The sequence below is a fragment of the Bradyrhizobium sp. TM102 genome (assembly GCF_009176685.1).
In the GTDB taxonomy this organism is placed as follows: Bacteria; Pseudomonadota; Alphaproteobacteria; order Rhizobiales; family Xanthobacteraceae; genus Bradyrhizobium; species Bradyrhizobium ottawaense.
The window spans coordinates 1,516,902-1,529,781 of the sequence record NZ_AP021855.1 but is presented as its reverse complement, the minus strand read 5'-3'; the positions used below and the strand labels follow the sequence as shown (position 1 = coordinate 1,529,781).

Annotated in this window: 12 protein-coding genes and 1 tRNA gene; 5 read left to right on the top strand and 8 right to left on the bottom strand. The window is 59.0% G+C overall.

The features are described 5' to 3' along the window. Nucleotides 1-58 precede the first annotated feature (58 nt). The 3 genes from GDN70_RS07185 to GDN70_RS07165 form a co-directional block, all read right to left on the bottom strand. Nucleotides 59-1,231 (bottom strand): AI-2E family transporter, encoded by a 1,173-nt coding sequence (locus GDN70_RS07185; RefSeq protein WP_038944704.1) that lies wholly within the window; start codon nt 1,229-1,231, stop codon nt 59-61. A gap of 178 nt (nt 1,232-1,409) precedes the next feature. Beyond that, entirely contained in the window at nt 1,410-2,447 is a 1,038-nt protein-coding gene (locus GDN70_RS07180; RefSeq protein ID WP_028149230.1) for an alpha/beta fold hydrolase, read from the bottom strand. A 1,646-nt stretch (nt 2,448-4,093) separates the two neighbouring features. Beyond that, the gene (locus GDN70_RS07165) at nt 4,094-4,303 is read right to left on the bottom strand and encodes a cold-shock protein (protein ID WP_014493181.1); all 210 of its coding nucleotides are present in this window, start codon (nt 4,301-4,303) and stop codon (nt 4,094-4,096) included. 1,038 nt (nt 4,304-5,341) lie between these two features. Between GDN70_RS07165 and GDN70_RS07155 the strand changes: the two genes are divergently transcribed. Beyond that, a complete protein-coding gene (locus GDN70_RS07155) occupies nt 5,342-5,485 on the top strand; it encodes a hypothetical protein (RefSeq protein WP_240536492.1) in 144 nt (47 codons plus the stop codon). 113 nt (nt 5,486-5,598) lie between these two features. Here GDN70_RS07155 and GDN70_RS35430 read toward each other — a convergent pair whose 3' ends face one another. The 4 genes from GDN70_RS35430 to GDN70_RS07135 all read right to left on the bottom strand — a co-directional run bounded on the left by GDN70_RS35430 (nt 5,599) and on the right by GDN70_RS07135 (nt 8,395). Beyond that, entirely contained in the window at nt 5,599-5,796 is a 198-nt protein-coding gene (locus GDN70_RS35430) for a hypothetical protein (protein ID WP_080670088.1), read from the bottom strand. A 188-nt stretch (nt 5,797-5,984) separates the two neighbouring features. Next, a complete protein-coding gene (locus GDN70_RS07145; RefSeq protein ID WP_240536497.1) occupies nt 5,985-6,302 on the bottom strand; it encodes a response regulator in 318 nt (105 codons plus the stop codon). Nucleotides 6,303-6,654: 352 nt separating this feature from the next. Continuing rightward, nucleotides 6,655-7,815 carry a sensor histidine kinase gene (locus GDN70_RS07140; RefSeq protein ID WP_028140621.1) on the bottom strand — a complete coding sequence of 387 codons (1,161 nt, stop codon included), beginning with the start codon at nt 7,813-7,815 and terminating at the stop codon, nt 6,655-6,657. A 343-nt stretch (nt 7,816-8,158) separates the two neighbouring features. Then, the gene (locus tag GDN70_RS07135) at nt 8,159-8,395 is read right to left on the bottom strand and encodes a hypothetical protein (RefSeq protein WP_028140622.1); all 237 of its coding nucleotides are present in this window, start codon (nt 8,393-8,395) and stop codon (nt 8,159-8,161) included. An 859-nt stretch (nt 8,396-9,254) separates the two neighbouring features. Between GDN70_RS07135 and GDN70_RS07125 the strand changes: the two genes are divergently transcribed. The 4 genes from GDN70_RS07125 to GDN70_RS07115 all read left to right on the top strand — a co-directional run bounded on the left by GDN70_RS07125 (nt 9,255) and on the right by GDN70_RS07115 (nt 12,568). Continuing rightward, a complete protein-coding gene (locus GDN70_RS07125) occupies nt 9,255-9,446 on the top strand; it encodes a hypothetical protein (protein ID WP_028149236.1) in 192 nt (63 codons plus the stop codon). Nucleotides 9,447-9,738: 292 nt separating this feature from the next. Continuing rightward, nucleotides 9,739-10,110, top strand: a complete 372-nt coding sequence (locus tag GDN70_RS07120; RefSeq protein WP_049801952.1) for a hypothetical protein — start codon at nt 9,739-9,741, stop codon at nt 10,108-10,110. 726 nt (nt 10,111-10,836) lie between these two features. Then, nucleotides 10,837-11,499 (top strand): recombinase family protein, encoded by a 663-nt coding sequence (locus GDN70_RS35765; protein ID WP_371731594.1) that lies wholly within the window; start codon nt 10,837-10,839, stop codon nt 11,497-11,499. Beyond that, nucleotides 11,387-12,568, top strand: coding sequence for a recombinase family protein (locus GDN70_RS07115; protein ID WP_371731593.1), 1,182 nt, complete (start codon nt 11,387-11,389; stop codon nt 12,566-12,568). Before GDN70_RS35765 ends, GDN70_RS07115 begins: the two co-directional genes overlap by 113 nt. Here the strand turns inward: GDN70_RS07115 and GDN70_RS07110 are convergent. Next, nucleotides 12,525-12,601: transfer RNA gene (locus tag GDN70_RS07110), tRNA-Met, on the bottom strand. The genes GDN70_RS07115 and GDN70_RS07110 overlap by 44 nt on opposite strands. Nucleotides 12,602-12,880 lie beyond the last annotated feature (279 nt).

The following is a 12,880-nucleotide window of genomic DNA, read 5'->3' as shown; positions in this document are numbered from 1 at the left end:
TGCAATGGCCGCCTTCCGACGGCGCGGTCCTCAATCTTCTCCCAAGAGCGACACCGGACTAGCCTTCGAGGACGTGCCCCAAAGCTCTTAGCGGACGCACGCGATCGCTGACGATCTTGAGGATGGCCAGCATCGGAACAGCCAGGATCGCGCCAGGCACGCCCCACATCCAGAACCAGAACACCAGCGACAGGATGACCAGCACCGGGTTCAGCGTGAAGCGTCGGGCAAGCAACATGGGTGTCAGGGTTTCGCCTTCGGCGAGGTGGATGCAGAAGTAGAGGGCCGGCGGCAGCAAGGCCCACCACAAGCTGTCGAAGCTCAACATTCCGGCCAGGAGGAAGATGACGGTGCCTAACAGTGGGCCCAGAATCGGAACGTAGTTGAGCAGGAAGGCCGCGGCTCCCCACAACAAGGGGTCTCCAAGCCCGCAGAAATACATCGCAACCGCCGTTGCAGCTCCCACCGCAGCGTTCATGGTAGTGATTGTGAGCAGATAGGCAGATATGTCCGCTTCGATCTGCTGGGAGATGTCCACCGCCTGCCTCTTGTCGCGAAAACTTGGGAGGACCTCGACGATACGTCGCAGAAAAACGTCGCCTGCGACCAGGAGAAAGTAGAGCACCAGAACCGTGGTGAACAGGCCGTCGATGACAGCCCGCGTTCCAGCGAAGAGCGCGCCGGTCAGGCCGAGATCGCTGCGGACCGAAACCGTGGCTCCCTTTTTCTCGGGAGCGTCAGCGACGTGCTCGGCCTGCTGGATGACTTTCTGCAGCGCTTCGATCGGGCGCTTTAGAACGACCAGATGAGTTTCGAGGCGAGGCAGGCCCTCCGGCAATTTCTCCGCCCAAGACGCTGCCGGTAGCGACAAGGCTGCCACGAAGCCCACGAGCGCTCCGACGACCACCAGGATCGCCAAGAGTGCTCCTATGGCACGCGGAAGACCTATACGCTCAAGCAGATGCACGACGGGGTGCAGAATGAGCTGCAGCACGAAGGCGAGCACCACGGGCAATATGATCGAGCTTGCCACATGGATGGCTGCGAGCACGGCCAGTGTTAGCAGACTACCGAGAAAGAACGTCTGCGGGCTGGACGGCAGCGGCATTTCGATATCGTCGGCCGCCTGCGGTGGCGAGGCAACCGGTTCCGGTACGCCGACATTCTGCCCTGGGGACCAGGGGGGCTCATGCGGCAACTTTGACAGCGAGACCACGACGCTTTTCTCCATCCCGATCCAGGGGCCTGCCCCAACCCGCTGAGTCAGCTTCGCACCGGTCGGAAGGGCGCGATGCGGCTGCAGGAGCCTCTAGCCGGATAAGCAGTCGGTCCGGCTGGACGGTTCGGCCGCGGCGGGCCTCTTCGCCAACTGAAGAATAAGGAGAACACGTGGCCCCGCCGGAGCGTTCCTAGGCGCTCGCGAACCGATGCGGCGCATTCCCGCCAATCTCGGTCTCGGCAGCGGCTTCATCGATGGCCGCCAGCAACCGAGCCGTGGCAGACTGTTGGATCATGTGCCCTGCCCCAGCGACGCGGTGCAGCTTGCTGTGAGTGACTTCGCCGTGAAGTCTGACCGATTGCTTGTTGATGTCGATGAGGCGATCATCATCGCCGGCGATGATGATGATGGGCATCCTAAGTTGGTCGTAGGTCTTGGACGAGGCAAATGCGGCGGGGATCATCAACGTTGCCTCCGCCGCGCTGGCACGCATCTGTGACGGTCGCAACGCCAATTCCTTGGGGAAGCCGACGAACTTGTCAGGGACTGGCCGCGGACCGAACATCTTGCGCAACATGGAAGGCCACAAGAGGCGGCTGACGATCGGCGAGATGGTGTGACTGATGGCATCGCCGATGCCGGGTATCGCTGACATCGAAGATGCCGCCGCGTCAGCACGAACGGTTGGAAAATAGTATCCCGACGCCAGCACCAAGGCTTCGACAAATGACGAATGTCTTGTCGCCAACGCAAGAGCGACCGCCGCACCCCATGAATGTCCAAGCACGATCGCCCGCTGAACGCTCAGACGATCAAGTGCCTTTCTGAACAGGTCTGCCTGTGCTTCCGGGGTCCAGATCACGTTTCGTGGCCGCGAGCTGTGTCCAAATCCGGGGCGGTCGAATACGATCACCCGAAACCTGTTGGCCGCGAGATCGATCAGGCCGCTTGATTCAAAATCCTGGATCATGCTGCCGTTGCCGTGCAGGAGCACAAGCGGACGCCCATTGCCACGTTCCACGTAGTGCAGTCGGACGCCATCGATCTCCAGGAACTGCCCACGAGGCGGGTTATCGCGTTCCGCTTTCTTGGCGACTCGCCCATTTACGATCGCTATGGCGCCGAGAAGGGAAGCCGCCCCAGCAAATGCCATAAGCGCGGGATGTCGCCGCAAGGCCGTGGTGTAGTCGGACCGGAGCGAGAGGGAGCGTGTTCGCGGGGATGCCATGTGCAGTACCTCAGGTGGCATGCACGATGACTCAGGCAAATTGAGAAATGTTGCAGGCTCATCCTCAACGGTCGCCGCCGAGTCTTCGTTCCAAACGCAACTTGGAGCGCCTCGTTGTCGCTCTCGCCGGTGCAAGATTACTCCGACTGATCAGCCCAGCGCTGAAGGCAATAAATGATGGCATGGAACATGTCGACGTTGGTCTTGTTCAACATTGTTACTCTTACCGAGAAAGCGACTGGATCGATGGCAAACAATAGAAACCCGGATGAGAAGCAGCCCGGTGAAAATCCGAAAGGTAAGTACCATTACAATCCGGGAAATATGGCGGGAAAAACGCCCGGTGACGCGGAGCAGACTGACGAAAATCGGGGCACTCCGTCTCGGCACAAAGAGAAGCCCGCCGAATAGGCCCGCGACTTTGCCCTCTTCGTAGCGGTCGCGGAATGAACCTGAAAGACCAACTCAGGCACCTTCCGAGAACCGGCTCATCGCAAGACGCGCGTCCGACGATGAGCCATCCCGGGTGGATGACGCAAGCTGAGGGGTCAGGTATCGCGCCATAGACCAATATGACAATCCCACGATGGGAGAGTTGTTCCTGTCAGAACGTGGCGAGGGCAAGCTTGTCCCGCCTCTGCCTGCGCTCCGAGACACAACTTGGCTGCCAGCGCCTGATGCCGCGATTAGGTTCTTTTGCTGGCATGCTGTCGGTCTTTGAGGCGCCGCCTGCCATGCTTTCGCTGCACAATGGGAGTTCATATGAAAATGCCTGTTCACTCATCTGAAGAGCCCGAGCCGAGAGCACCACGCGCTGATAGACTGCCGATGGAAGGATTTGCGATCGTTGTCGACGGGCACTTCAAGTCAAGGTTTGATACCGCGGAAGCCGCCGAGTCGTCGGGTCGCGCACTTAAATCGACCTACCCGATGCTCCGGATCGAAATTTATGACGCCGTGACAACCGCCCGAACCTTATTGGGCTGAGAAATCAACTCTCCGAGGATGCTCATCGGAGCGGAAAGGGCCTTGCTCGGCAAAGAGCCGCATCGTCGAGCAAACGGTGACGAGTTGTCTTCGCTACGGAGCGAAAGCCGGCGCACTCGGAGACATGCAGTGGGGGCGCAATCGAAGACGGCCGCTGGACACAGCGAACTATCTAACGCAGGCGCCACGCTGCCGCTCACCGCGAGCCGTTGCTCGGAATCACAATTCACGAAAAACAGTTGGCTGCGCCAACCGAAATTTAGAACCATCGGTCTACGATGACTATCCAAAGCCTAATCGGCGCAAGCCGCTGCCCATTGCCCTCACGTCTTACGACGGGCTTTGGTCGCAAGTCCGCTCCGGTATTACGAACCGCATCTGTCAGCATCTGACGGAGTTCAGCCTTCGTCGCCGCGTTGTCGATTTTTGCCAGTTTGTCATTCATTTTATATGAGAACGCCGGCGGAAAATGCCACTTTTTCGTTCAAGCTGGATTTCCGACGGCGACGAGCGCGGAAGGAAACCGGCATAGCGCGAAGGGCCATCTTCTTTGCGTTCTAAAAAACAACCCCGCGGCCGTTAAACCGGTCGCGGGTTTGCGAAGCCAGGGGCCCTGCCAGTACATCCGTGGTCAAAGCAGCATGGCATCCTATGCGCGCTTACGCGACACGCAGATTCTCTGCTGCGGACTTGCCGGTCCGGCGGTCAGCAACGACGTCGAAGGACACCTTTTGTCCTTCATCGAGACCGCTCATGCCGGCGCGTTCAACCGCGCTGATATGAACGAAGACGTCTTGGCTTCCTTGGTCTGGTTGAATGAAGCCGAAGCCTTTTTGGCCGTTAAACCACTTCACAGTTCCCGTATTCATGGGTGATCTTCCTTTGGGATAGATGTTCGGAGCCGCGCTCGAGCGCGCAGCAAGCTAAGCGAGATCTGGAGGGAGGTCGTCAGTCAGGCGCGCTGAAAGCGGCGAGGCCAAGTCGTTCGGCCGAAACTCGATAATTACCATATGGCTATTGCTTGTTCGTTCCGCAAGTGGCCGTGGTGAGGGAGAGCCCGCGTTACTGCAACACAAGGGGAGCTGGCAGTGGCCCCTTACGGGTCAAGCACACGCGCCGTCCGCCGATCTGCTGACAGCCGCACTCTCGAAGGGAACAAAGGGTGAGAAGACGGTTTGAATCTGGCGGCAGAACCAGGAGACTGGGAGCCGCGAAGAAAAGCCGTTCGGTGTAACGCCCGGCGGCTTTTGTTTGATGGGGCATCTCTCGATGCCTGTGACGTGTCGTCCCCCGCCTCAAGCAAGGGCACCGAGTTGAGAGCACCTCACTGGGGTCTGCATGTCCAAGCGACCTCGCCGCCTTTTCCTCTGTGCGCAACCAGGACGGAGGAACACTCCGCCCCCAGTCGGTTTGGCTCCCCAAGCAGCATTTTTGTGATGCGGTGCTTTAACACTCGCGCGAATCGGAATTGGCATGGCTTCCGTCATAGTGGGGCTGAACAGATACTTCGCATTGATCGAGCGTCGAGTGCCCACGAAAGTGGGGACTTTCATTCGCTGGCTGCGAGAGCCATCCAAATTCTGGATCCGTGTCATTGTCGCGGGGATATTAATTCTCGGGGGCGTCTTCAGCTTCTTGCCCCTCTTCGGTCTCTGGATGCTCCCCCTTGGGCTTCTTCTCATCGCGCAGGACATGCCGGTCCTGCAAAAGCCTCTCCTCGCCATGTTGCGATGGATTGAGCTGAAGTGGAAGTGGCTGAGGCGACGGTTCAGAGCGAGGTCGTCATAACGGCGACGGCCAATTGCGGAAGCAACCAGATGACGCGACCGTCCCACCCGCGGCGTCGGGGCAATCCCCCTATTTGGAACGTTGTGGCTAAGCTAGGCTTGGTCCAGCAGGAGGTCACCATGACCAAACCATCAGGCCACGGCATCATGCGCGTACGCGGAGAAGACCAGCCGGCGGACAAGGAGCGTGCCCAACTGGCTCAAAAAATTGAACTTGGCCACACGCCCCCTGAGATCAAGGAAGAGGCGAACGACCGGGACTGAACGGCAAATATCGTGCGCAAGCGCGAGGGCTCGCCAGCAGGATGCCGCCAAATATCAGGCTGCTTTCTGTGCTCGGTCATATGGCGGAACGTCCCGGATGCCCTCCCGTTCCTTCATTCCGGAGCCGGTAATCCGGGTGTGGACAGCCATTCGCTGATTTGAGCCCCGGTCTCCGCCTGCCGAGCTTTGCGGATTGTGTGTTCCCGCTCGATACCTGGCGGGAGCGACTTTGCCTTTTGACGAAGGACTCGCCCGTGTTCGGCAAGGCGTTCTTCAAAGGAGGTGGTCTGCTTGAGACGGCGTCGCTGCATAGCGTGCTCCTTTTCCCAGGGAAGGCGGGAGCGCGACAGCGTTCTCGTCACCGACAGATGCCGAGGGCCGCGCGGTGATGCAATGACAGTAGCAAGTTACGGTCCGACGCGCTGGTCAATACTGATCATAGCGGCGCCAAAGGCCCCTTCAGCAACCTGTTGCGCCGGACAAGCAACGCTCTTCACGGTCAGGCAGCAAGCTCTCGGAGCGCCGAGATGATCGCCTCCGACGGGTACGGCTTGTGGAAGAACCTTGCCCCATCGGGCAGCTCAGAACCTTTGACGAGATGGCCCGAGACGATCAGGAGCCTGATCGGTGGCCATCTTTCGCGAACGGCTTCCGCGAGCCCAACGCCGTCCATCGAACCAGGCATCCTGACATCTGTGAAGACAACGCAGACATCCTGTCGGGCTTCGAGTATTCTGATGGCCTCATCGGCATTGCCGGCAAGCAGCGGATGCAGTCCCGCATCCTCGACGAGGTCGTTCGCCATCAAGAGGAGCATTGGTTCATCCTCGACGACCAAGACGCAACTGCCACGAGGAGAGCTTTGCTCTGGCATATTAGTCCTTTCTAATGCAGGAGACGTCACCGGCCGGGATATCCCGCAGTCACGCCTTTAAGCCATCGCAGCAGCCGGCGTTCCGAATGGCCGCTTCTTTTCTGATCAGTCTTTCTGGCGGACCCAATGCGGCTAACGGTTAGCGAGAGGTTTCGCCGTGCGCCGCCACGACTTCCGCCGAATGACCGCAGCACTCGCCTCGCTCGGCAATGTGCGTCCAGCGGCCTTGCCCGATCATCGCCGCAAGGTTAGCGCGTCGACGCCGCAAGCCCTTTCCATAAGGAAGCATGACTGGTCATTTGCGCGGCAGTCGGATTGAAAAGCGCGTGCCTGTTTGTTCGCTGGATACCACAGAGATCTCGCCGCCATGGGCTTCGACGATCAATTTCGCGATGTGGAGGCCAAGGCCAAGGTGGGTACTGTGCTCCGACGGGTCACCGACTTCCTGGCCTCGCGTCCAGGATTGGAAGATTGATTTTTGCGCATCAAGCGGGATCGAGGTTCCGAGATTGTGCACTTCGATGGTCATAGCATCGGGATCGTTACCTGCGACAGTCACCGTGATGGGCGACGCTGCGTCGCCATAATGGACTGCGTTGCCCATCAGGTTGGACAGCACCTGTCCAAGGCGGGCGGGGTCGCAGGAAACCAACGGATCGCCCTCCTTCGTGACCTCAAGTTTCCGATCTGGGTTGACGGCGCGAAACTCATCCGCGATTTCCTGACACAAAGCCGCAACGTCGTTGTTGGTCTTTGTGACGGGGATTTGAGTGCCGAAGGACGAGCGGGTGAGATCGAGCAGATCGTTCAGAATTTGTGTCGCCCGCCCGGCCGCCAGCCTGATCTCGGAAACTACCCTGGCCTGCTTTGCGTCGGTTGTCCCAGATCGCTCCATCCACTGAGCGCCCATTGAAACGGCACCGAGAGGATTGCGCAGGTCGTGGCCGAGGACGCCCAGAAACAGGTTGCGCGAGTCGTTTATCGTCTTCGTATAGTGGGCAACCGACTCGGTCACGGCCTGATCGATCGCTTCGTTGAACCGCGTCAAGTCCTCGATATCGGTGTCCGCAAGGCTCCGATGGTGGGCAACCCATTGCTTGACCACGCTTGCGCGAAGCGCCCTGTATTCCGACACCATCTGATCGATGTCAAAGCCGTCGGCCAGACGCAGAGCGGCATGGAGTTCAGCCGCGCTTTGAGAAAAGGCGCTATCATTCGTGCCGTCGCCTCGCGATTTATCAAATTGCTCCCGCGGGGTTTGTGCGGTTTCGAGGTCGTCCGCCACGAACCCGAGAAGATCGACGATATGATCTTCCAGAGCCAACTTCGTCATCCGGTCGCTGGCCGGTGATAGAGTTCGAGCGAACTCCGTCCATTCCTTCACGATCGGAGCCTGGTTCTGTCGAATGAAGTCAGCCAGGCGTTCGTACGTTGGCCGCTCAGTGGAATTGCTCAAGCCGGCCCCCCCAAGTAGATGACGCGAGCCCTCGATCGAGCAGGCACAAGCCCTCCGCTCGCGAATGCCGTGCCTGCACTCCGAAGCGCCGAGTCTAGAGTATAGTCACTGGCTTCGCGGCTGTCACAACTGACTTCGCCTGCGAGGAACCGCGCGACTTTCGGAGAATCGCTCGACTTTGGCCGAACCTTCGGGACAACGGTCGTTTTGCCCTTGCCGTGCCGGATGTGGGTGTGTCGGAAAGCGATCGCTACACTCACGCCGCGGCAAGACCGGCGCACCTATGCATCGATCGGTAGCGGATCCAAGCGAGCAGGACTCTATTGGCCTTTGGGAACCGGCTTCAATGCGTGGTGCTCGAGTTCCGATGGACTATCGAAACGCAGAACAGCTGTTCGGTGCTCGAGCGCACTTCCACTGCCAAATCCGGCCGCTTGCTTTGGAAGACGGATTCCTTGGCGATTCCAGTCAAGGTTTGCATTGCTTTGACTTCGGCGGCTTTCAGATTGGGAAGGGGTAGACCTTCCTCGTCTGCAAAGAAATCGCGACCACTTTGGATGTCAAAGAAATACCGATTCATGGAGCGCTCCAGAAAATTGGATCACATATAGTCCCACCAATCGGTGTGTCGCTTGCCTGACGACTCGGACATCGATACGGCTGTCGTCCTGTCACACGATCAGCCTCAACTGTTCGATCTGTCCCGCCGCACGTTGCGAAATTCTTCGGGGCCCTTCATTAGTTTCCCCTTCCGGCTTGCCCTGTCTTCAGATGTCGCATCCGCATCGCCCATCCCGTCGATTGCGTCAGAGGCCAGCTCCTTTGCCCGGATCCGAGAGCTCTCACGCTTCGACTTCGGAGCTTGGCGCATAGACCGATCACGCAGGCCGTCCAGCGCCGTCTTCACCAGCAGCTGTATCGCTTCTGATCGGTTGGGCCTTCGCTTCTGGCTGAGTGCCCAAGCGTCAACCTGATCGAGAAGCTCAAGCGTTAGCCGAACTACCCGGCCTTGCTCACCTGTCGCCGCTGGTGACTTCTGACGAACCGCTTTCGACCCAGACATATTGGACATCATTCAATTGGAGTGTGACAACCGCGCCGCCGCGACACTGAGAGGCGGAGACAGTCATGCCTGCGAGGTGGCGCATCAGGCCATTTCGTTCCGCTCTTGAGCTAATCAACCCGGCCGCTTAGGGTTCCAGTGAACGCTTGCCTTGAGCGCGGCGCCGATTTCACTGGCTATTCCCCACCGGGAAGCGCAGCGTGGTCCCGAGCAAGGAGCCCGGCCTTGAGCGGAAGCACGTTTAGCAGCGTGGGTGCTTACAGTGGCTCAAGGTACTCAGTCTCGATCGCGCGTCCGAACGCCCCGCGCCAACGACGCCGAACACGATCAGGTGTCCAGCGCAGGTCTTTCGGCGGGTTTGCAAAAAAGGCGCCGTATGACGGAGATCACCAAGGAGGCCATGGAAGGTGCCGCTGCGCGGCATCTCTCGGCTGGCTTCAACTTCCGTGCCTATACGCCGCACAAGATCGCTTACGATCTTATCCGTTGGGATGAGGAATTCAGACACGCCAATTACACTCGGCTCGTCGTAGCCGTGACGCTCTGGCAAAGCGGCTCGTCTGACTAGGGGAAGCGGCCGCGGCTCGTCGCGCGGCCTGGATCTGCAGTCGAGCCAGAGCGGATCGTCATTTACACGGTCACTCCATTTACACGGTCACTCCAGGGATATAGTGTTCGGCTAGAGGTTGGCGGATGCTCACCTTGAAGCTGCCCAGAAAGCAGCGACCTCCGAAGTCGCCGCGTATCGTCGTAGTAGCAGCTCACGTGCCATCGGAAGGCGCAATCATAAAATTGGGTTTACCAACGTGCGTCAGCAGCGCCGATGCACGTCCTCATGCGCTCACGGAAGGCCAACCATCATGAAACTTCCTGCAATATTACAAGGCGAGGCGCGGACCCGCTTCCTTCAAGGAATCGCTTTCGGCGCGGTGGCGACCATGGCGATTGGATTTGCCTGGGGCGGTTGGGTCACCGGGGAGAACGCTAGAATCATGCGCGCCTCGGCGGAGACCAGTGGCAGGATGTCGGTTCTGGTACCGCTGTGCGTCGCTCAGTTTACAGCCGCGGATGGAGCTATCGCCAAGTTCAAGGCGACCGGCCCTTACTCCAGGGAAAACGTCGTCAGCGAATTCGTGAAGAGTGTGGCGTCCACGAGCATGGATTACTCATTCGCCAAGGCTTGCGCGACCGGCGTCGAGACGGAGATTGCCAAGACGGCGACAAAGACCTGACGAGCCATCCGGAAGCACATGGTGAATTCTGGTGGCGCGGTGGGGTCGCTCGCGCCCAATGACGGGCTAGGACACCTGATGTCGCCGGACCTCTCTCAGCCGCATGTTGCGAGGACAGGACGTCTCGCGGTTTCGTGCGGTGTCGGTGAGGTTGACCCGCTTGTTAGGCGATCCTTGCGAGTCCCGTCCGAATTGACATGAAGAGGCCGGCGGATTCGACTTCGAAGCGGCCCACTTATACGAAGATGTATCCGAAGACCGCCTCGACGTCCTCGCGTACTTTCAAGTCCACGGAAGCTTTGTTTTGACTGTGCCCAGCGGAGGCACAGCGTTGAAAATCAAGAGCGTCGAAAATTCAAGGCTTCCGACCATAGCGGAAGCAGTCAATCAGGCGAAGCCTTCCGAGCACTCAATCCTTCGCCTCGCCCGGCTTATCGGACGACAAATGGCCCGTGACGATATCAAAGATCGTCGATCAGCTTGTGCCTCGCCCGAGAAAGAAACCAGCACAATCTAGGCGCGGCTTAGCCGACGCTCATCGCACATCGCCATTGTGTAGATGGAGCTCTCGAGTACCAGCAAATGGGATATGAGCAAAGACGCACACAGCGCAGCGTCTTTTAGTTCACTCCAGGGCGCCGCGATAGCCTTTCCTTGCATCACATATCCGGGTGTGCACGGCATATAAATGCCGCGTTCATTCGATATTTTTTGCTTCACGGCGCCATGTGCCGGCGCAAAGCGGAATGCAAGGACAAGTCAATGACGCGAGTTGCGCTCTATGCCCGATACTCGTCTGACAATCAACGTGACGCCTCGATCGAAGACCAATTTCGTATTTGCAGAGAACGCACGATGCGTGAGAAGTGGACGATCGTCAATTCTTACAAGGATGCCGGAATTTCCGGTGCGAGCATGATCCTTCGTCCGGGCATCCAAGCCCTGTTGCAGGATGCTCAGAGCCGTGCGTTCGATATCGTGCTCGCTGAGGCGCTCGATCGCATCAGCCGCGACCAAGCGGACGTGGCGACCCTGTTCAAGCAACTGCGCTTTGCCGGGGTTCCGATCGTCACCTTGGCCGAAGGGGAAATCACCGAGCTTCACGTCGGTCTAAAAGGGACTGAATGCTCTATTTCTGAAGGACCTCGCTGCGAAGACGCACCGTGGTTTGCGAGGTCGGGTAGAGGGTGGAAAGTCAGGTGGCGGGCTTTGCTACGGATACCGCGTTATCAAACGGCTCGACGAGCGCGGAGATCGTATCCGGGGAGACCGAGAGATCGATCCGGCCCAGGCCGGCGTAATCCGGCGCATCTTTCGGGACTTCGCCGCTGGCATCAGTCCGCGAGCGATCGCGGTGAAGCTCAATGCCGAAGGCATAGCCGGCCCTGAGACCCAGCTGTGGAATGACACGACGATCCGGGGCCATGTCAAGCGCGGCACCGGGATCATCAATAACGAGCTTTACGTGGGACGCCTCGTTTGGAATCGGCTGCATTACATTAAGAATCCTTCGACGGGGAAACGCATCTCGCGTCTCAATCCGGAGGCCGACTGGATCGTCACCAAAGTTCCAGAGCTTCGCATCATCGAGGATGAACTCTGGGATCGGGTGAAAGCCAAGCAAAGCGAGATCGCCGAAAAATTTATCAATGTGACAGTAGCTGTCCGCGAGCACCATTCGAACAAACGACTTAACAGTGCTCGTCGCCCAAAGTCGTTGTTCTCGGGACTTGTCCTCTGCGGCTTATGCGATGGCCCCTGTTCACTGCGCGGACCCGATCGCTTCGTCTGCTCGGCACATGTCAGCAACGGGTCCTGTTCGAACGGCCGCACCTTGGCGCGGAGCGAACTCGAACATCGCGTATTGGGCGGGCTGAAGGACCGGTTGCTGGCGCCAAACGTCATCGCAGAAGCAATGCGCGCCTATGCTGAGGAGATGAACCGGCTGAACCGAGACCGGCGAGCCCGCGGCGATGCTTGGCGCGCTGAACTGGCGAAGGTAGAAAAGCAAATCCATGGAATGGTCGAAGCGATCAAGGAGGGCATGTTCCAGCAGTCGATGATCGCGGCGATGGATGCGCTGGAGGCTCGCAAAACCGAGCTCTCTGCCCTGCTCGCCGAAGCTCCTGCCGATACCCCGGACATTCTCCCGAGCGCCTCGCAAGTCTACGCCAAGAAGGTCGCCCACCTCACTGAGGCTTTGAACCGTCCTGAAGACCGGGCCGAGGCCGCCCAGGCTCTTCGTGGTCTGATCGAACGCATCGTTCTCCGGCCGGGTGCCAAGCGCGGCCAAATCGACGCCACCCTCCATGGTGATTTGGGCACAATCCTGAGCTGGACTGCTGCGCGTAACGCGGAAAAGGCGGCACAAACCAAAACTCCCGCAGCCTCGGCTACGGGAGTGTCGGTATCAGTGGTTGCGGGGATAGGATTTGAACCTATGACCTTCAGGTTATGAGCCTGACGAGCTACCGGGCTGCTCCACCCCGCGTTAAACACTTGCGTGCCTTCAGTTAGATCCCGGGGACGGTCGGTTGAGGCCGGCGCTGTTCGCGTGGCTTTTCTCGTCCGTCCCAAAGGCTTCCTTGGAAGGCAACCCCGGGCAAAGCCCTCGGGTGCGGGGCGTATGTACCAACCCGAGCTGCCTTTGGAAAGGGCCGCGGGAACGTTTTTTTCGACTTTATGACAGCGGAAGCGACCGATTTCGGCTGCGTTCCGCGCGCTCTTGCCAGAAGTTCCACAAAGGGCCAGCTTGCGGCAACAAGATTAA